This is a genomic window from Frischella perrara (assembly GCF_000807275.1).
Lineage (GTDB): Bacteria > Pseudomonadota > Gammaproteobacteria > Enterobacterales > Orbaceae > Frischella > Frischella perrara.
Genome location: NZ_CP009056.1, coordinates 666,430 through 685,935 on the forward strand (window position 1 = coordinate 666,430; position 19,506 = coordinate 685,935).

The window sequence follows — 19,506 nt, forward strand, 5'->3', positions numbered from 1 at the left end:
TAATACGCCTAGCTTAGGCTAAATAGGGCGTAGTGGCGTTAAAGTAAAACAACAAGGAATAAATATGCTATCAGATAAAATACAGCCCGATGATAATGATTCTGGAACAGGCCATTATAATATACCCGGCATGTATGAGGGATCACTTTATAACTTAATCATTAGGCTATCCTTGCCGATGTTTATTGGTATGTTGACACAAGTGACTTATACGGTTGCCGACATTTTTTGGCTCAGCCATATCGATACGGAGAGTGGGGCGATTATAGCTGGGGTAGGACTTATTTTCCCAATCGGTATGGTTTTGTATGCTATTGCTAATGGTATCCAGATTGGTATGGGGTCATTACTCTCGCGTGCTATAGGTATGCAACATGTTGAGCGAGCGCAGCAGATATTGTCAGTGGGTATGACGATAGTAGTCTGTTTTGCAGTGATCCTAGGCGGATTAGCCTATTGGTTTGCTGAACCGTTATTGCGGATTTTAGGCGCCAGTGATGCCATTTTTTGCTACGCAGCGGATTTCTATTATTACTCTCTACCAACTGTATTTAGTATTTTGTTAGGCGGAGCTATGATGGGGCTGTTTCAGGGTGCGGGTAAAACCATGGTCATCATGAAAGCCTCATTATTAGGTGCAGTGATCAATATCATACTTGATCCGATCATGATTTTTGTCTTTGATTTTGGCGCCAAAGGCGTGGCATTAGCTTCATTTGTAGCACAAATCATCGTGGTATTTTATTTCATTTTCTCGCTACCATCTTTACAAGCAAATTTTAAATATAAATTCTGTTTACGGCATTTATCTTGGACAACCTATAAACAAATTTTGTCAGTTGGTTTAGCGCAAATGCTCATGCAAATTATCATTTCAGTGGGCGTCATCATTTATAACTCGTTTATTGTAAGATTAGATGTTGACGCAATGGCGGCATTTACTCTGACTGGTCGAATTGATTATTTTATTATGACACCAATGTTAGCGATAGCGTCAGCGCTACTTACTATCGTAGGACAAAATTGGGGACGAGGTAATATTGAACGAACGCTTAAAGCCTATCGTGTCAGTATGATTCTAGCCTTTTCTATTGTACTGGTCTTGTCAGTTGTTCATATTATTTTGGCGCCTTATATGTATCCACTTTTCACCCAATCAACCAATACTTGTCACTATGCAATTTTACAGATCCAGATTATGGAATTTGCTCTGCCATTTATCGCCATCAGTTTATTAGCAAGTGAATATTATCAAGCCATTGGTAAATCATGGTATTCGGTTTTCATTACCTTGACACGGCATGTATTTATCTCAGTACCTGCCGTTTATATATTAGCCATTAGTTTAAATTTGGGAATTATGGGCGTTTACTTAGGAGCAATGAGTGGCACCTTTATTTCAGCTTTATTAGCTTGGCGATTATTAAGAATGTCACCACGTTTGATGGCATGGAACAAAGCAAGTTTGGACACACAACAACATAACAAGGAGGCTTCTGCATGAAATCCTCGCATTCTTTAATGTGGGCACAACAGCAATGTTGGATTATAGAACAGCTCTATCCCGAAAGTAGTGTTAATACCATTGGGGGGATTTGTGTAATTAACGGCAAGATGGATATTGCACGTTTACACCATGCCATGCAATCTGCGATACGACATTTTGATGGTTTGCGGATGCAGTTTGTACAAACAACAGATGGACAAGTGACTAGCCAAGTACTGCCTTTTGAACCGCGCACATTTCGTCATATTACATTTAATGAACCGATTATTGCACAGCAAGCTTATCCGGCTGAATTTGCTGAATTTCAAAGAGCATTATTTGCACAACCTTTTACACTTTTGGAAAGTGACCTTTTTGAGTTGCTCACATTTACTTGCGGTGATCAACAAACAGGTTATTTTGTTAAAGCTCATCATGCCATTGTTGATGGTTGGTCTATGTCACTATTAACCGATCATCTAAAATGGGCATATGAACATCCCGATGAACAATGGACAGATCCATTACCGCCTTCTTATCCACAATTTTTAGTACAACAACAAGATTATCAGGATTCAGCACGTTTTACAGCCGATCGCCAATGGTGGAAGGATTATATCAATGAACATATTGATTGCTTTCCGGAAAAAACACCGATTACAGAAACTAAGGGAATTTCCTGCACGACTTGGTTTTCACATGACATGATCGATCGCATCTATCGACTCCGTGATCGCTATGACTGTTCGTTAAACATACTTTTTATTGCGCTATTTGCCCTTTACCGTGCTTGGGTATGGGGCGAAGAAAAAGGTGTAATGGGATTACCGCTGTTTAATCGTTTTTCACGTGAAGCAAGACGCTGTTTTGGGATGTTTACCAATCATATGCCGTTAGCTTATCGACTCAATAGCGATTTGACGTTTGCGCAATTGACGACGCAGATCAAAAAGGCAATGGAGAGCGGATTTAAGCATAGCAAATATCCGTCAATTTTGTTTAATCAGGATTTAGCCGAGTATGGTGGGAATCACTTACGTGCTTTTGATTACTGTGTTAATTTCTATAATTTCACCTATGAACGTGATTTCATGGGGCACAATCAACATATTGAGGCATGTTATAGCAATCAACAATCTTATAAATTGCAATTGGTGTTACAAACAGTAACGTCACATAAAGAGAGTCTAAAACTCGCAATTGAAGCCCTTGATAGCGAATTTGAACTGCGTCAATTACATGCATTACAAAAGGGATTAATAGATCTGATTGTGGCAATTGAAGCACAACCTGAGGCGAATTTACGAGATCTTAACGTCTATCCACAACCAATTATACAGCGTCAGCAAACCAGTGATTTGCCGTTATTTAATGAACGGTTCAAGATGCAAGTTAGCCAACAACCGGAAAGAATAGCAATAAATGATAACCAGATACGCTTAACCTACCGTCAAGTGGCAGATAGAGTGAATAAAATGGCGAATTGGCTTATTCAACAAGGGATTGGACAAGGCAATGTTGTCGGCATTTTAGCGGAACGTAGTGCCGATACGGTGATGGCTATTCTAGGTGTTTTACACAGTGGCGCAGCTTTTTTACCGCTTAATCCCGAGTTACCGATAGAACGATTACAAGTATTATGCCAAAAAGCGCAGGTCGCACGGGTTCTCTATGATAATAATGGCGGTGAGTTAGTTTCATCACTTAATTATCCGGCTTCATCTTTGACTGATTGGGATAATGGTAGTGATGGAATATCTTCTGATTTACCATTAATAAATGGTCATGACTTGGCTTATATCCTATTTACTTCAGGTTCGACCGGTGAGCCGAAAGGTGTACAAGTTACGCATGCGAATTTAGCCAATTATCTGGATTTTGCAATTAAGCAATATTTCAATGCTGATGATTTAGTACCGCTCTATTCCTCATTATCATTCGATTTAACCATCACCAGTTTATTTGCACCATTGGGTGTGGGAGCTTGTATTAATGTTTGTCAACGAGCTGAAAGTGAGGCGCTATTACGCAATGCAGTGAGTGGACAACCTAATACCTTTATTAAACTCACACCCGCGCATTTACGTTTGCTATGTGTTGCGGGTATTGAGAGTCCACATATACGCACTATTGTCGTTGGCGGGGAGGATTTTAAACTCGAACTTGCCCATAAAGCAGCACAATTATTTCCCAATGCTGCTATCTATAATGAATATGGTCCGACTGAAGCGACGGTCGGGTGTATGATTTATCGTTACACTGGTCAGGAAAATCAGATTTCAGTACCGATTGGGCAAGCTATTAAGGGATGCCAAATTGCATTATGTTCCCCATGGGGATGCCCCGTGCCAGAAGGTGAATCCGGTGAAATAGTGATTTATGGTTCATCCGTTACCCAAGGTTATATTGCTGCACCACAACAAACAGCAAACGCATTTCTATTCGACCAATCTAACCAAACTATTATTGGTTATCGTAGTGGTGATATTGCTTATGCACTTGATGCGAGTACCTTAGTTTATTTAGGACGGCGTGATAATCAGATTAAAATCAATGGTTATCGCATTGAGTTATCGGAAATTGAACAAGCATTACTTTCAGCCCCACAAGTAGCCACGCAAGCTGTTACAGTGGTAAGTGATGCGAAAGGCAATCCAAGCGCTTTATTAGCATGGGTTACTCCAGAAACGGTAAATACACAATTGCTAATGCAGTATTTACGACAGAAATTACCGACTTATATGTTACCACAGCAATGTATAGCCATGTCTGCGTTACCGTTATCTATTAATGGTAAAGTTGATGTTCGACAGTTAACCCAACATGCGATACAGAGTCCGGCTATGCAAAATTCAGCATTGCCGAAACAGCAAGCGGTATCAGCATCATATGACCAAATTATATGGCAAAATGTACGAGAAATTGTTGAAAATGTCTTGGAACAACAACATTTTACGGATAATGATAATCTGTATTTATTAGGTTTAGATTCAATTAAGAGTATCCAAATTGCTGCTGAATTGAGAAAACGTGGTTGGTCTATTCCAGGTGTGCAAATCATGGAATGCAGTACGGTACAGCGTATTGGTGAATATATTATTAGTCATTATGATCCAGCGACCATTGTCGAAACGGAACTACCTAATGACGTCAATCTACCGGCAGTACATTGGTTTCATCGCTTAAAGATGAACAATCGTAATTTTTATAACCATGTGATTATCTTAACAGTGAGTACTCCGGTTTCTGTCGTCGAGTTGGAAAAACGTTTACTATCAATCATTGCTCAGCAGCCGGCTTTACGAAGTCGACTTAATGCAGAGGGTTCATTAACCATTCTTGATAGCCAATCTTGTTATCCTAACGGATTACTTAAGCAAGTAAGTGAACACGAGATCACTCTAGATGAGGTTATTGAGCAAGATAATCAATCGATTGATGTGGCTCAAGGCAGGCTGTTTGCTGCAACTTATTTGACTTCTGATAATCAACAAAACGATAAATTAATCCTCTGTGCCCACCATTTGGCAGTAGATATTCATTCTTGGTACCTTATTTTAAGTGCTTTAGATAGTGATATACAAACCTCAGACCAGTCAAATCAAGGGCTACAAAAATGGAGTTTGTATTTGGCGAATAAGCAGATAGATTCGCTAGTAAAAAACTATTGGCAAACTGAAGATCAAATTGCACCGCTATCTTTTCCAGCTGTAACAGCTGTTAATTCTACTCAGCCTTATACACGCATTTGGCGCGATGAGTTTCGACATACCTGTGTGGGGCGATTACTACTAAATAGCCGAGATAATGCCACACGTGAGGCGGAAGCACGCCTACTAACTGCCTTAGCACCGGTATTGGCTCATTATAGTAAACAAAACCATTGCCGAATTGATATGGAAGGGGTAGGACGAGGTTGTTGGTCAGATGAGCCGGATGTCGCCGATACAGTAGGTTGGTTTACGGCATTTTATCCTTGTACCATTCCATTGGCTAATGACTTCGCAACGTTATTACCAGACATTCGGCAACGGTTGGCTCAACGCCCAAATGGCGGCGGAGACTATGGTGTACTTCATATGCAACAACAGTTAGCCTGTACATTGCCATCTGAAATACGACTTAACTATATTGGTCGGGAAGTTAATCCAATTTTGACTCATTTTAAAATCGATCATCAACGCAGTGCGATCTACAGCGCACCTGAAAATCATCTTGGTTGTACTTTGGAACTCAATCTATCGCTAAATGCTAACGGCAACCTTGTGTTTTATTGTCGTTTCGATCCAAGTCTAATCACTTTAAATGAAGTTCAGCGTGTGATAGCACGTTATAAAACCAGTTTAATCAATTTAGATATTTGGTTAAAACGGCAAGTTAAGACTACTGATGGGAAAACGGATGCAGCAGCATTATGGAGTTTATAAAAATGTTGGTTTTACAAATGGAATACGAAAATGACTAAAAATGAATTTTCATGTGATGCATTAGATATTGCGATTATTGGTATGAGTGGTCGGTTTGCGGGTGCAGATTCAGTAACACAATGGTGGAAATCCTTGCTAGCGGGTGAGGAGTTAACGCACCCCAAATTAAGTAAAAATCAACAAGGTGAGCCATGGATTAACCTACAAAATATGATTGCCGATCCTTACGATTTTGATGCCGCATTTTTCAATATTCCCCCGGGAGAAGCCATTCTTATGGATCCTCAGCATCGGGTGTTTTTAGAGTGTTGTTATAACGCCCTTGAGCATTCAGGTTATATACCCGGTCAGATCAAGCGAGTCGGCGTGTATGGCACCACTTATGCAAATAGTTATTTGATGGATAGGGTTTATCCCTATCTTAAAGTCAGTCAAGATAAACGATACTTACAAACGCAAATTGGTAATGAGAAGGATTATTTAAGTTCATTTGTTGCCTATAAATTGGGTCTTAATGGTCCAGCGGTAAGCGTACAAACGGCTTGTTCTAGTTCATTAATGGCAACGCAACTAGCTTGCGATGGTTTAATTACCTTTCAAGCAGATATGGCATTAGCAGGTGGAATAACACTCGGTTTTCTACAAGAAGAAGGTTATAGCCCTTCGGGCGATAAACTAATGTCGCAAACCGGGCATTGTGCTGCTTTTAGTGCGGATTCAACCGGTACTGTTTACAGTAGCGGGGTGGGTGTTGTCGTACTTAAACGTTTAGAAGATGCGTTACGTGATAAAGATACGGTTTACGCGGTGATTAAAGGCGGTGCCGCCAATAATGATGGTGCTCGACGTGTAGGATTTGTGGTACCAAGTGTTGAAGGGCAAAGTGAAGTCATAAAAATGGCGCTCAATGCAGCAGAAATTAATCCGACTGATATTACAATGATCGAGACCCATGGTACAGGTACACCACTGGGCGACGAAATTGAGCTAGAGGCATTACATAAGGTTTTTGCACCGGAATGTGCGCCACACAGTATTCAAATTAGTTCGGTTAAAGCAAACATTGGTCATCTTGGTGTCGCATCAGGCATTGCTAGTTTGATGAAAACGGCGTTAGCGCTGTATAACCAAAAACTACCAGCACAGATTAATTTGCAGCATAAACATAAAATGTTATTACAGCCGACCACGCCGTTTTATATTAGTGATCAACTGACGTCCTTACCCGTCAATCAAAAGCAGTTGGTCGCGGTAAGTTCATTTGGTTTAGGGGGAACGAATGTTCAGTTAATCGTCCAAAATTGGCTCACCAACCACCCTGAACAGCAACTAAGCCAAGCACGTTATATTTTTCCGTTTAGTGCTAAATCGGCGACATCACTCCACCGTTTACTTGCGGTGTATCGTGAAGAGTTAGCGGATTATCACGAGAACGACATTGGACGAATTGCTTATACTTTAAATGAACGACGTGCCCATTTTAATTACCGTTGTGCAATTGTTGCCAATAGTTTACCTGAACTCAAAGAACAATTAGCGCTTAAACATAATATTGCCAGTACGGTTATGCCTGTTAATGCTGAAAATAAGGTGGTGTTTTTATTTTCTGCTTATGATCAAGCGCTGGAAAATAACATAATTGAGCTGATGAAGCACCAACCGGCACTTAAACAGTATTGCGATCAACTTCAGTCAAGAATTGCTTCACTATGGTCAATGACAACTTGGTCGGTATTATTACGCCACTTTATTTATCAAGTTAGTTTAGCGCAGTGGCTAATCGAGCAAGGTATTATCCCGCATGAAATGTTAGGTAATCAAGCCGGTAAAATTACGGCAGACTATCTTTCTGACATGATTACGCTGGATGAAGCCGTTTTGCAGTTAAAACATATTTCATCAATAGCATCAACACCACTGGTAATTGAAGATACCTTGCGAGTGCGACTTGCAGACATTGCTTTATCGTCGGGTGTCATAATGTTAGAAATGGGCTGTCCAAATGAATTTAACGCGCTTTATCAACAAAATAGTGATTGGATTGGGCAAGATATTTTGTGTTCTGTATTGAATTCTACATTATCTCAAGATATCTATCCGTTATTAGCCATTTTATGGCAACGCGGAGTACTTAATCGGTTACCAAACGCCATTGCTAATGGCACGATTGGTTTACCGGGTTACCAATTTGATCGTATTCGTTATGAAATTCAATCTGATGGAGAAAGTGAACATGGCACATTATCAGTAAGTTATACCTCTGTTGAGGATTTTGTCAGGAAGATGTGGTGCACATTACTCTGTATCGACCAATATCATGAAGAAGAGACAATTTTTGAATATGGCGCAACATCATTGCATATCATCTCATTTATTAATCGTTGTAATTTTATTTATAAAACTGCTTTAACCGCAGCGGATATTTACGCTATGCCATGCATCCAAGAACATACTGCCTATATTGCCCAGTGTGTTGACGAAATTTTATAAATTAAATTTGGAGAAGTATAATGAAACGAATAAATCTCTCAAGTTTTTACTTATTGTTAGTTTTCTGGTTGTATTTATTTAGTAGTTCCTCTCCAGCTTATAGTGTACCAGCGCAGCGTTTAGACGATGCGCAATTAGCTGAACTTATTCAAACGCGTATGGTAGAGGCAAAAGCACCTGCGCTAGCTGTCAGTATAGTCGTTGACGGAAAAGTTAAACGATTTAATTACGGTTCTCCTGATTTGCAACAGCCCGGTGAAAACACAGTTAATACGGCGTATGAAATCGGTTCAATGAGTAAGGCTTTTACCGGTTTAGCTATTCAGATCTTAAATGAACAAGGTAAACTGTCACTGAAAGACGATATTCATCAATATTTACCTAATCTCAACTTACTTTATCAAGGTAAACCGGCAAAATTAGATATAGAGGATTTCCTGTATCATACCTCTGGTTTACCATTTTCAACCCTAGCGTTTTTGGAAATACCATCGTCAAAAACCGTTGAGCAACAATTACAAAATCTTAACTTACAATTCAAACCTAAATCACACTATTTTTATGCTTCTGCCAATTATGATGTATTAGGGGCGGTGATAGAAAAGGTGACGGGGCAAAGTTATCATGATGCGATTGCAACCTTTATTACTCAACCTTTCGGCATGTCAGCGACGGTTGCCGTTTCCGGTGAAGAAACTATCGCTAATAAAGCGACAGGTTATAAAATCCGTTTTGGTTATCCTGTCCCTATCGAAGCTCCGATTGCATCTAATCATGTTCCGTCAGCTTATATTCATAGTACCTTAGCCGATATGGAAAAGTGGCTGGACCGTTTACTTGATCCGACTAAACTAGATCCAACGTTACGTCGCGCTATTGAGCGCAGCTGGCAAGGCAATACCCGTGTACCGGTAAATAATAATAATTCTATTTTATATGCCAGTGGATGGCTGATTGAACAACGGCAAGGAACTTATATTAATCATGGTGGGCAAAATCCTAATTATTCATCTTGTATTGCTTTAAGACCGGATCAACAGATCGGTATCGTTGCTTTAGCCAATATTAGCTCAAATATCATACTGGAATTATGTTCTGATATTGATAGCTATTTGCATAATCAACCTTATAGTGATGAAGTTAGAGATCTGTTCTTATTTATGGATTTCATCTTTAGTGTTTTAACCGCAATTACAATGATCATCGTGGTTTTAGTAGGATTATTTATCGTGCTAAGAATCCGAAATTATCGTCAACAGAATAATAAGTTGTCTTTGAATTGGCTAGATTGGGGAATAGTGTTATTAGTCCCTCTTATTATTGCTGGAATTATTTATGTGTCACCGGGGCTAGGTTTAGGTATCAATTGGCATTTCATTGCACTATGGTTGCCATCAACTTTATTAATCTTCATAACAGCTATTATATTTTTGGTGACATTATTAACACTTAATTATCGGATTAAAAAGAAAATCTCTCACAATAAGAAAGGAAGTAAGTAATGAGTAGTATTAGTTTATTTTGTATCCCTTATTCGGGTGGCTCAGCATCTATTTATTATAAATGGCGTATGGAACTATTAAAAAACGTTAATTTAGTTCCTCTAGAACCGGCTGGAAGAGGGGCAAGAATTCGGCAGCCACTATGTCGCTCTATGGAAGATGCTATCGAGGATCTGTATCAGCAATTCATAACCCGCTATGATGGCGGTGAATATGCCATTTTTGGACATAGTTTAGGTGGGCTTATGGCTTTTGAGCTTGTTCATTATATTTTGCAGCAAGGTCATAAGATGCCGACGGTAATCTTTTTTTCAGGTAGCCGCCCGCCTGATCGTACGCATGATGACGAAATATTACACACACTTCCTGATTCTGAATTTATGCAGGAAATAGCTAAATTGGGTGGCATGTCAGGTGATGTGTTTAGAAATAAAGAACTTATGGATATTTTCACCCCAATTATTAAAAACGATTATCGACTTTTTGAGCAGTATAATTATCAAACAAAAGCGCGCTTATTAAGCTGTCCTGTGGTATTATTGCATGGCGATGCTGACAGCCTAGTAGCATTAGAAGAACTACCGCATTGGGAGAAATTCAGCGATAAAGAAACAAAAACGATCATTTTCCCCCAAGCAGATCACTTTTTTGTTGATAAAAAGTATAAAGAAGTCGTTAATATCGTCAATCAAACTCTAATTCAAGTAACTAAGACGGAATAATATTCCGTCTTGTTCCCTTAGATAAGTTATCTTAAATGTGTTGGGAGGATTTTATGGCAGTACCTGAATCTAAAACTGAGTTAATAGAAGCGATTAATAAAAATTATGCTTCGTTAGTCAAAAAGCTATCAGCTGTACCAGCAGAAAAGGCTTTCCAACCATTAATGGAGGGGCATGCCAAAGGCACGACTATGAGTGCAGCACAACTTGTTTCTTATTTAATAGGTTGGGGCGAATTAGTCTTATCTTGGCATGCACAAGAAGCACATGGGCATAGCATCGTTTTTCCTGAAGTGGGCTTTAAATGGAATGAATTAGGAAAACTAGCACAGAAATTTTATCAAGACTATCAAAACATCACTGATTACAAGGAGCTATTACAACGGTTAGAAAAAAATAAAAATGATCTTATTAAATTGATTGAAGGTTTTACGAATAATGATTTATATGGTTCGAGTTGGTGTGAAAAATACACTCGAGGACGAATGATTCAGCTAAATACGTCATCACCGTATAGAAATGCAAGTGGTCGCATCGCGACATTCCTCAAAACTATCGGCAATTAATATCATTTCTAAATTAGCTAGTTATGTCATTGCGCTAACTCAGCAATAATAAGGAAATATAGCTAAAATAGATTAAGTTGTGGCGTATATTGTTTGTGTTTATAATCGGCAATAATATCCGCCATCTGATATTTAATACCTAGTTTATTACACTCTTTTATAAATGTTGATTGGAGTAAGGTGTAATTGGGCGGATAGCAAACATAGTTATTTTGAAAAGTCTGATTATAAAGTGATTTCATATTCGGGAATAACTTGACTAACCAGTGATAAAAATAATCTTTTTGCTTATCACGTAAAGTGAGAGCGAACCAAGGAAAGATAAATTTCCCGCCATGTGCATGTGTTTCATGAATAATTTGAATAATATTGTCTCGATTATCGGTGATAAAAGGTAACACCGGCATTAATAGTGTTCCTGTATATATACCTTGATCAGCCAATGACTTCATGGATGCAAAACGCTGAGAAGTAAGGGAGGCATGCCGTTCGAGTTGTTTGCCGAGTTTATCATCACAAGTGGTGATTGAAAACCCAACTAATAATGATGAATGGGCATTAATTTGCATTAGCAGATCTAAATCTCGTAACACAAATTGACTTTTTGTACATAATACCGCACCAAATCGATATTGTTCAATTAATGTTAATGCTTGTCTAGTTAGTTGCAATCGCTTTTCTAAATGATTATATGGATCGCTCATAGAGCCAAAACCAATGACGCCACTTTTCTTATGAGTCAACTCGTTTTTCAAGGTAACAATACAAGATTCTTTCGTTTCGACTTCATCAAAGTGCTTAATTCGATAACATTCACTTCTCGAATCACAATAAATACACCCTAAATTACAACCACGATAAATGTTCATAGTATAATCAGTGCCAAACCATTCGCTTGATTTTGTATTGAAGAGCATTTTACAAATTTATCCTATTCTTGATTGTTAAGTTGTTGTATTAATCAATAGTATGAACCAAGAGTATTAACCAAATGGCTCAACTATTTAATTATGAATATAGATAAAATCTTCAATTGGTTGTAATACTAATTGCCTATCATAGCGAAACAAAGCGATGTCATTGACTGATTTTGCCACCGACAATGCAATAATGAGATCATCATTAATCCACTGATGGACGCCAATGTCCTCATTACACGCATTTAATAAAATAGAATTTGCTGAAAAAGCAATATCAATGCATTTGAGTCCCAAAGATAGCCCCATACCCCGATATTTTGTATAAGCCTCTTTAAGTGTCCACAGCTTCCAGAATAACAAAAAGCCGTCATCATAAGCTAAGTTAACGATGTTACGATGTTCGTTTTCTGTAAAGAAACTCTGACTGATATTCAAATGGGATGTGGATTTATCTTGCGTTCGATCAAGGCTGCGGACTCTTTCGACATCTACTCCCACTTCACTGTCGCGGCTAATGACCACGGCAATGGCATCTATAGAGTGGGATAAATTAAAATATAAGGGAGCGGGTAATTGGGGAGAGGCAATAAATGGTTTACCATAGCTATTTTGTGCAAAAACCCAATCATTTTTATCAACATAAGGATAGTATTGCGCTAGTGCTAATTTTAATATCTTTCGTGACAAGGCAAATATAGCTTTATCTTTTTCAATTTTAATCTTCTCAAAGCGACTCAATTCTTCGGCATTAAGGTAACTTAATGTATCAGATAAATTCTGACAGTTGAAATCAATATTATCAGCAATAAATAAAGCAGTTTTCATAAACTGTCATCCCTACCTTGTGTTATTAAGTTTGTTTATTGATTAGTTTAACAACTTATTTATAAAAGTCATTTTTGTAATCATTTTCTTTCATTGTTTTTGTTAGAGGTTTTTAAAAAGTGGGATTTAAATCGCATTAAACCAGTTAAAAAAGCATTTGTTACCAATTTATTAGTGATCTAGAAAGCTAAAGATTGGTGTAATTACAATACACCACAAGTAATAATTTATGATGTCATTCATTTTTATGCCAAATATGTCTGTGATTCACTAACCGAATAAATGGTTTATGATAGCTATCACTAATTGCTTGTAGCCAAATGAGAAGTTGATATTTTTAATGCTATTTTGAACGGTCTAACAGATAGCAAGTTAAATGATTAGGTTTAATCTTTTTATTTTTCAGGTTGTTGGCTATCTTCCGCTTTATACTGTTTACTGGTATCAACTGCAAGATTTTGATAGCGTTGTTCCTCTACAAAATCGGGTAAATGATCGGATTCAATATTGTCATAAGTAATAGTTGTTATATTCCCCTCATTGTCAAAATGAACATTTTTAGTTTCTCCAACTTTAGGTATGTAAACGATATTACGTTTTACTCCTTGTTCATCAAACCAAGTCGTTTCGGAAACATAATCACTGTCTTCTTGGTAATATTCCTCCAGACTGATTAGTTTATCATCTTGGTTTTTAGTCAATACGGATAGCGGGTTTCCATTTTTATCATATTCAATAAATAATGAGCGCAATACCTGTTTTTTGTTGATAGTGTAACTAAATGATCGAAGATAATGCCGGTTGTTATTATTTGGCCAATATTCATATTCCCATTTAGTAATGGATAATAATGGTTTTTTTTCAATTGAAATGATTTTCCCCATATTTTTGACGATTTTAATGTAATTAGGCAAACTTACCGCTTCCTTTAGAGTAATGGATTGTAACTGTAAATCATCATCAAAAATAAAAAAGTGTTCTCCGTTTTCTAGCGCTGCTAGTCCGATTAATTGCTGTTTATCAAGTAGGATATATTGTGGTTTACGACGATAAACCCAGCGTTCTCTGATTTGATAATTATCGCCAACGATCAAGATTCTAAATTCCGTATTAAACGGATTATTTACTCGGTAGGGTGCATTTTCAGCCTGTTGTAATGAAATCGGTGGATATTGTGGATAATTATGTTCTGGCTGAAAAGAGCCAACTGTTGTTCGTGTTGAAGCATAAAACGGTATGTGAGGTTTAATACCTATCGTTTTGAGTTCAATTATTTTAGCCATGTCTAGAGGGGAAGTGGTATGTGTCATTATTATTCCTAATAAGTATATTGTTATAAGTATTATCATCCCAATGAATGCTATTTTTTTCAACATCTTTTATGCTCCTCTAAGATTTATCTCAGTATTTCAACCACTCTTAGCGCATTATCTTTTACTTTTTTCATTCTATTATAAACTTTAGTGGCTTGTTCTATTGTTTGTTGGTTATATTCAATTTTATGCGGTGCACCATAGGGAGGTCTGGATTCAATAGTATATTCTTTCGTATTTTTCAATGCTGATTTTAAGTATTGTTTTGACCACCAATAGTAACTGTTGGAAGACAATAGAACCGAATTCGCTTTAATTTTATAACCGCTGTATTTACAAATTGAATATGGTTTTTTCCCAATTATATGTATTAGGCTTTCTATGGTTTCGAAAACTATTTTTTGATTTTAATTAACCACTATGTACTTTTTACTGGTGTCAATTTCAAGATTTTTATAACGTTCCTCTTCTTCAAAATTAGCAATTTTATGGGATGGAACACGACCATATGTAACTTCAATTATATTTCCTTCTTTATCAAGGTGAACAATTTTACTATCTCCAACACTGGGAGTATAAAAGATCTCCGTTTTGTCACCTTGCTCGTTAAATAATGTGGTTTCAGATGAATATTCATTTCCTTTGGGATAGTGTTTTTTTATACTTATCGGTTTATTATTTTGGTTTTTAGTTACAGATATTAATGACTTACCCTCTTCGTTATATTCCACATTCAAAGATTGCAATATGGTTTTCTTGTCAATGGCATAATTAAAATATCGTAAATAATGCAGCTTAGCGCTGTGTGGCCAGTATTCATATTCCCATTTGCTGATGGAAAGTAAGGGTTTTTTTTCAATCGCTACGATTTTACCCATTTCTTTTGTTACTCTTATATAATTAGGTAAGGTAATCGCGTTTTCAATGGTAATAGGTTGCAATTGTAAATCGTCATCTAAAATAAAAAAGTGTGAACCATTTTCCAATTCTTTTAAACAGTCTTGTTGTTGATTATTAAGTAAAATATATTGAGGTTTACGTTCATAACTCCAACGTATTTTAAATTGATAATTGTCACCGACTTCATTAATTTTAAGTTCTGTACTGAACGGATAATCAACCCGATAGGGTGCATCTTCTGCCTGTTCAAGAGTAATTGGTGAAAAATCAGGATAATTATTAGGAGTTCGGTAATGATGGAGAATAGTTTCGGTGGAGTCATAATAGGGTACATGAGGTTTAATACCCATGGTGCGAATTTCAATACTTTTAGCAACATCAAATGGATTAGTTAAACTTGTCATCATAGCTCCTAATAAATATATTAATAATGGCATCATTATTAAGGTTAATGTCAATGTCACTTTTTTTTTCATTGTTATCATCTTTATCTATTATTTTTTAGTAAATTGGCTAATTTCTCAGCATTATCTTTAACACGTTTCATTCTTTTATAAACCTCATCAGCTTGTTTTCTGATTGTTTCATTATTTTTTATTTTGAATATATTTCCATGATGATCTGAAATATAACGATACTCATCTTTGTAATCGGAAGCAGATGAAAAGAATCTAATAAAATGAAGGTCTCGTAAAATATATCTATCAGCTAAATTGGTTTCATACAATAAATTAAATAAAAAAGTATGACAGTTATATTCTGCGAAATTTTCAAACGCATAAGACCATTTTTTCTTTTCTTCTTCTTTATTTGGAATATGCTTCCTTGCAAAACTTCGTATTTCTTCAATAATATCTTCTTCTGTTCGTGGATCAGTAGCAAAAATATAGGGATGATTGACTTCCCTTTTTTCACTATTTGGAAGGGTATAGCGTTTATTATGATGGGGATCAAAAGGATATAATGAATATTTTTTATCTTCTTCTTTGATTATAGCTCTTCCGGCTTCATTGGGAATACCTCCATTATCATCATCATTATCTTTATCTTTATTTCGAAAATAATTGCAATCACTATTTAGGCATCCATCTACTGTAAAAAAGTTAAAAAAGGTTGCCGGCTCTTGAGGATACCAACCATAACTTTCAATAAATGGTTCACTACCGTCCATTTTGCTTAAATCATTGATAATTTCGATCCAGTAATGACCTGGTGGTGATTCAGTAACCGCTTCAATACGACCTCCAAGTAATAAAGTCGGTAGTCGGCATATTCTGATTCGGGTTAATTCTTTAACACCAGTTACTACTTTTTGTTCATAACGGGTCCAATTAGGGTTATAAGGAACGGTATTTCCCATAACGGCTGTACCAAGATTTTCCCAATTACTCATATTTATTTATCCTTGTTTGTTATAAGTAATTATGTAAGATGTATTTCTATATAATAATGATAAGCCAATCGAGTTTTATTACTCCTTATTCTCGTTTAAGTAGGCATTAAATATTTGTTGAATCAATTTATCCGAATAAAGCGGTAATTCATCATAAGGTTGTGGATCATTTTCATTAGTCAAATCATCTGTAATTAATAGCGTATTCCCCGCTTTGTCTAAATGACGATTTTCAATAAGGGTATTATGATAAATAGTTATATGATTCGTTTTTTCCTCTTCTCGATTAAATCGCTCAATCACACCATAAATATTATTATCATTAAATTTTGAAAAAACAGCGATTCGTTTGTTTTGACTATCTCTGATCGTTTGTGATACGACAAAAACACCAATATCATCATAGATTGTTTCAACGGTTAGTAATGGCATGCTAGGACTTTCAAGCACCATTAAAATCTCTTTGTGCATTTGGTTATTTTCGTTGTATTCATAAACCTGTTGCGTTTTTTGGATTCGTGTTTTTTGAAGTATTGAAGCAATTTTCCCCATTACTTTTTCGACTCGCACGTAGCTAGGCAATATAATTGCTTGTTCAATAGCTTCTAATGGTATTAATTGACCTTGCTTGTCTAAAGTAAAAAAATAGGTGCCATTTTCTAATGGTTTAAATTGTTCATGTGGTACTGATAAGGGGACTTGTAGCCATTTTTCTCTGGAAATGGTTTGATATTGATAATTGTCACCGACTGTTACTTTGACTAAGTCAACATATTGTTCTTTGGGATGTTGATATTCAGCTTGAGCTAATGTCATAGTTAATTGGTGAGGATAATTTTTATAACGATCTTTTCCCCATTGAGGGAAGGGGGTTGGATGATAATAAGTACTATTTGATTGTATACCTAGAAATTTTGCTCGTGTGACAGCTTCTTGGTCAGCTAAGGTATAATTGTCCTTAGATGCCATTTGTTCAATCAGTTTGTCTACATGGGATGGATGTACTCGTAAAAGATCCATCGGAATAGATTGATAAATCGCGGATTGTGGTAAATATACATCTGTTGATAAGTTTGGCTCAATATTGCTGGTATGTATAATTTGTCCAGACTCATCTAAATATTGGCTTTCCACATTACCTAATTCATCATAAAAAATTGTATGATTAACCTTAATCCCTTTCTCATTAAAAATATCCATTAATGCATAAACGTCTTGCGTGTATAAGTAAGTGATAACCACTTTATAGTTGGTTATAAAATTATCTTCTAATAATTTTATTCTTTGTCCTGTTTGATCATATTCAATTTCATCATGAACAAGCACATTATTATTCAAATCTAGCTTTTCACTGATTTCTTGTTGTTTATTACCATTTGACCAATATGAAAATACGGTTTTGGTAATATATGTTAAGGGGCGTTTTTGAATTTTAGTGACTTTATTTTGTTGAATAAACACCTTGAGATAACAATCTTGTTTGAAAGTATCTTCAACCGAATTTAATTGATGAAGTTGATAATTTTCATCTAAAGTAAAAAAGTATTCACCATCTGAATAATCGTCAAATAAGGCAATGGGAAACAATATATCAATTAGATCTCTTTCCTTCTCAACAATATGTTTATATTGATAATTATCATCTAGCTCAATAAATTGGATGATATTATTAGAATCATTGGGAAATTTTTTTTCAGCCTCAGATAATGTTAAAAAAGGTTTTGTTGGAAAATTCTTATATTTACTGTAGATATTTCCAAAGTGAATATAAGTGACATGCGGTTTAATGCCTTGTGACTTGAGTTGATTAATGATGTTATGATCGGATAAGTTCTCTTTTTGCATTGCTAATCCTAACGTTGAATAAAATACTAGCGCTAATAAACTTAAAAAATAAATGAAACTTTGACATTTTAATCTCATTAATAATGACCTTTTTTGATTATTAATAGCTGACATAATATTCATAATTTTCTTTGAGTTCTTTTGAAATATCATCTAACTTAGTTAGTAATTCCAGACGTTTAGGATTAGAAAAATTATTACTTTTAACGCTTTTGAAATATCGACGAAAATGGTCATCTTTATCTTCCGCAATAATAGGATCAGCTAATTCTAATTTACCTAATAATAAAAATAGAAAGGTATGACAGTTAACTTCACTATAACCATCAATACACCAACTCCATAAAGCGGAATGATCGCTGGAAAATGAGCTTGCAAATTTTCTAATCTCTTCAATGATTTCATCTTTTGTTCTGTTATCTCTAGGGAATAAATAAGGATGCGACACCATTTTGATTTCACTTTCTCTAAAACGGGAGCTTTGATGAGGATCAAAAGGATAAATGGATAGATTATTCTCTAGTATCATCACTTCTGTCTTTTCATCTTTTTTCTTTATTTCTCTTCCTGCATCTCGTTCGGTTGTATGATCACGATACTTGGATGCATCTTTTGCTATTCTTGAATCTGAAGCACCATTTATAATACCTTGTTCTTTAATCTCAATCCGACCGATAGGAATATCACTTGTAGAGTAAGGATTATCATTTGGTGTAATTGTTACGGGTAAAGCTATTGGATACCATCCATAACTTTCTCTAAATCCATTAGCTGATTGAACATTGCCAAGGTCGATGATTTCTTGCTCTACTTTCTTTTCTTCTCTGGCATTTCTTATGTGTTGGTCAATCATATCCTCTTTCTCATGAATGATTTCAATCCAATAATGCCCGGGAAAAGCGCCTTTTGAGCTATTAAACGATAATGGAATTCTACAGATGCGAAGCCAATCAAGTTTTTTAAACCCAGCTTTAACGGAAGTAATAATACGAGATTGATCATTAGAGTTATAAGGAACGGTATTTCCCATAACGGCTGTACCAAGATTTTCCCAATTAATCATATTCATCCTTGTTTGTAATAAGTAATTATGTAAGATATATTTCTCTATAATAAT

General features: G+C 36.1%; 14 protein-coding genes. 6 read left to right on the plus strand and 8 right to left on the minus strand.

Features of this window, described 5'->3' with window-relative positions; translation table 11 throughout:
- Positions 1-64: 64 nt before the first annotated feature.
- Genes clbM through clbS form a run of 6 tightly spaced genes read left to right on the plus strand, consistent with a single transcriptional unit; the run spans position 65 to position 11,193 of the window.
- On the plus strand, positions 65-1,504 hold the full coding sequence (gene clbM, locus FPB0191_RS02890) for a precolibactin export MATE transporter ClbM (protein ID WP_039103899.1): 1,440 nt from the start codon (positions 65-67) through the stop codon (positions 1,502-1,504).
- Entirely contained in the window at positions 1,501-5,913 is a 4,413-nt protein-coding gene (clbN, locus tag FPB0191_RS02895) for a colibactin non-ribosomal peptide synthetase ClbN (protein WP_039103901.1), read from the plus strand. Before clbM ends, clbN begins: the two co-directional genes overlap by 4 nt.
- A 30-nt stretch (positions 5,914-5,943) precedes the next feature.
- Positions 5,944-8,403: a colibactin polyketide synthase ClbO gene (gene clbO, locus FPB0191_RS02900; RefSeq protein ID WP_039103903.1), complete on the plus strand. Its 2,460-nt coding sequence runs from the start codon at positions 5,944-5,946 to the stop codon at positions 8,401-8,403.
- A 20-nt stretch (positions 8,404-8,423) separates the two neighbouring features.
- A complete protein-coding gene (gene clbP, locus FPB0191_RS02905) occupies positions 8,424-9,905 on the plus strand; it encodes a precolibactin peptidase ClbP (protein ID WP_039103905.1) in 1,482 nt (493 codons plus the stop codon).
- Positions 9,905-10,627: a colibactin biosynthesis thioesterase ClbQ gene (gene clbQ / locus FPB0191_RS02910; protein ID WP_039103907.1), complete on the plus strand. Its 723-nt coding sequence runs from the start codon at positions 9,905-9,907 to the stop codon at positions 10,625-10,627. Before clbP ends, clbQ begins: the two co-directional genes overlap by 1 nt.
- Positions 10,628-10,680: 53 nt before the next feature.
- Positions 10,681-11,193: a colibactin self-protection protein ClbS gene (gene clbS, locus FPB0191_RS02915; protein ID WP_039103908.1), complete on the plus strand. Its 513-nt coding sequence runs from the start codon at positions 10,681-10,683 to the stop codon at positions 11,191-11,193.
- Positions 11,194-11,255: 62 nt separating this feature from the next.
- On the opposite strand, the gene FPB0191_RS02920 is transcribed toward clbS, so the two are convergent.
- From FPB0191_RS02920 to FPB0191_RS02950, 8 genes are all read right to left on the minus strand, one after another.
- Positions 11,256-12,110: an SPL family radical SAM protein gene (locus FPB0191_RS02920; RefSeq protein WP_039103909.1), complete on the minus strand. Its 855-nt coding sequence runs from the start codon at positions 12,108-12,110 to the stop codon at positions 11,256-11,258.
- An 87-nt stretch (positions 12,111-12,197) separates the two neighbouring features.
- Entirely contained in the window at positions 12,198-12,938 is a 741-nt protein-coding gene (clbA, locus tag FPB0191_RS02925; RefSeq protein ID WP_052236717.1) for a colibactin biosynthesis phosphopantetheinyl transferase ClbA, read from the minus strand.
- Positions 12,939-13,333: 395 nt separating this feature from the next.
- Positions 13,334-14,248: a hypothetical protein gene (locus FPB0191_RS02930; RefSeq protein WP_039103910.1), complete on the minus strand. Its 915-nt coding sequence runs from the start codon at positions 14,246-14,248 to the stop codon at positions 13,334-13,336.
- A gap of 86 nt (positions 14,249-14,334) precedes the next feature.
- On the minus strand, positions 14,335-14,547 hold the full coding sequence (locus tag FPB0191_RS12095) for a hypothetical protein (protein WP_146202380.1): 213 nt from the start codon (positions 14,545-14,547) through the stop codon (positions 14,335-14,337).
- Between the two features lie 111 nt (positions 14,548-14,658).
- Complete coding sequence (locus FPB0191_RS02935; protein WP_039103911.1) at positions 14,659-15,627, minus strand: hypothetical protein; 969 nt, start codon at positions 15,625-15,627, stop codon at positions 14,659-14,661.
- A gap of 11 nt (positions 15,628-15,638) precedes the next feature.
- Positions 15,639-16,544 (minus strand): hypothetical protein, encoded by a 906-nt coding sequence (locus FPB0191_RS02940; protein ID WP_039103914.1) that lies wholly within the window; start codon positions 16,542-16,544, stop codon positions 15,639-15,641.
- A 78-nt stretch (positions 16,545-16,622) separates the two neighbouring features.
- A complete protein-coding gene (locus tag FPB0191_RS02945) occupies positions 16,623-18,389 on the minus strand; it encodes a hypothetical protein (RefSeq protein WP_146202381.1) in 1,767 nt (588 codons plus the stop codon).
- A gap of 100 nt (positions 18,390-18,489) precedes the next feature.
- On the minus strand, positions 18,490-19,452 hold the full coding sequence (locus FPB0191_RS02950; RefSeq protein ID WP_039103917.1) for a hypothetical protein: 963 nt from the start codon (positions 19,450-19,452) through the stop codon (positions 18,490-18,492).
- Between the last annotated feature and the right edge of the window lie 54 nt (positions 19,453-19,506).

Excerpts from the sequence above, each read along its gene's own strand:
- clbM (WP_039103899.1), top strand. The coding sequence starts at position 65 with ATGCTATCAGATAAAATACAGCCCGATGATAATGATTCTGGAACAGGC.
- clbN (WP_039103901.1), top strand. The coding sequence starts at position 1,501 with ATGAAATCCTCGCATTCTTTAATGTGGGCACAACAGCAATGTTGGATT.
- clbO (WP_039103903.1), top strand. The coding sequence starts at position 5,944 with ATGACTAAAAATGAATTTTCATGTGATGCATTAGATATTGCGATTATT.
- clbP (WP_039103905.1), top strand. The coding sequence starts at position 8,424 with ATGAAACGAATAAATCTCTCAAGTTTTTACTTATTGTTAGTTTTCTGG.
- clbQ (WP_039103907.1), top strand. The coding sequence starts at position 9,905 with ATGAGTAGTATTAGTTTATTTTGTATCCCTTATTCGGGTGGCTCAGCA.
- clbS (WP_039103908.1), top strand. The coding sequence starts at position 10,681 with ATGGCAGTACCTGAATCTAAAACTGAGTTAATAGAAGCGATTAATAAA.
- FPB0191_RS02920 (WP_039103909.1), bottom strand. The coding sequence starts at position 12,110 with ATGCTCTTCAATACAAAATCAAGCGAATGGTTTGGCACTGATTATACT.
- clbA (WP_052236717.1), bottom strand. The coding sequence starts at position 12,938 with ATGAAAACTGCTTTATTTATTGCTGATAATATTGATTTCAACTGTCAG.
- FPB0191_RS02930 (WP_039103910.1), bottom strand. The coding sequence starts at position 14,248 with ATGACACATACCACTTCCCCTCTAGACATGGCTAAAATAATTGAACTC.
- FPB0191_RS02935 (WP_039103911.1), bottom strand. The coding sequence starts at position 15,627 with ATGAAAAAAAAAGTGACATTGACATTAACCTTAATAATGATGCCATTA.
- FPB0191_RS02940 (WP_039103914.1), bottom strand. The coding sequence starts at position 16,544 with ATGAGTAATTGGGAAAATCTTGGTACAGCCGTTATGGGAAATACCGTT.
- FPB0191_RS02945 (WP_146202381.1), bottom strand. The coding sequence starts at position 18,389 with ATGCAAAAAGAGAACTTATCCGATCATAACATCATTAATCAACTCAAG.
- FPB0191_RS02950 (WP_039103917.1), bottom strand. The coding sequence starts at position 19,452 with ATGATTAATTGGGAAAATCTTGGTACAGCCGTTATGGGAAATACCGTT.